1 pseudogene is annotated in these 1,035 nt (G+C 66.0%); it reads right to left on the bottom strand.

Features of this window, described 5'->3' with window-relative positions:
* Positions 1-1,035, bottom strand: a pseudogene (locus tag DBR20_RS21180) (aconitate hydratase B); the annotation flags it as partial.

Raw genomic sequence — 1,035 nt, 5'->3', positions numbered from 1 at the left:
GGGTGTGGTGGGTCTTGACGTCCACCGGCTTCGGGTAGGCCGCGGTGTGGCAGAACGACTGCATCACCAGGTCGGCCGAGAAGCCCAGGCAGGCCAGGTCCTTCAGCTCGTCGCGGGTCATCGGGCCGGTGGTGTCCTGCGAGCCCACCGAGGTCATCTTCGGTTCGCAGTAGGTGCCCGGACGCATGCCCTGCCCTTCCGCCAGGCCACAGGCGCGGCCGACCATCTTCTGTGCCAGCGAGAAGCCCTTGCCGGTGTCGGCCGGCTGCACCGGCAGGCGGAACAGGTCGGTCGGGGCCAGGCCCAGCGCTTCACGCGCCTTGCCGGTCAGGCCGCGGCCGATGATCAACGGAATGCGGCCACCGGCACGCACTTCGTCGAACAGCACTTCGGACTTGACCTGGAACTCGGCGATCACTTCGCCGTTCTTCAGCGCCTTGCCGTCGTACGGACGCAGCTCGACGACATCGCCGTGCTCCATCTTCGACACGTCCAGCTCGATCGGCAGCGCGCCGGCATCTTCCATGGTGTTGTAGAAGATCGGCGCGATCTTCGAACCCAGGCAGACGCCACCGGCGCGCTTGTTCGGGATGAACGGAATGTCATCACCGGTCCACCACAGCACGCTGTTGGTGGCCGACTTGCGCGAAGAACCGGTGCCGACCACGTCGCCGACATAGGCCACCAGGTGGCCCTTGTCCTTCAGCGACAGGATCTGCTGGATCGGGCCGCGCTTGCCGTCTTCTTCCGGGGTGAACGCTGCGTCGTCACGCTTGTTCTTCAGCATCGCCAGGGCGTGCATCGGAATGTCCGGGCGGGTGGTCGCGTCCGGTGCCGGCGACAGGTCGTCGGTGTTGGTTTCGCCCGGCACCTTGAACACGGTTACGGTCAGGCTCTGCGGCACTTCCGGGTTGCTGGTGAACCACTCGGCATCGGCCCAGCTCTGCATCACGGACTGGGCGTTGGCGTTGCCGGCCTTGGCCTTTTCCTGCACGTCGTGGAAGGCGTCGAACACCAGCAGGGTCTTCTTCAGCG

This window comes from Stenotrophomonas sp. HMWF023, assembly GCF_003060985.1.
GTDB lineage: Bacteria > Pseudomonadota > Gammaproteobacteria > Xanthomonadales > Xanthomonadaceae > Stenotrophomonas > Stenotrophomonas lactitubi.
This window is presented reverse-complemented; position numbering and strand designations above follow the sequence as displayed.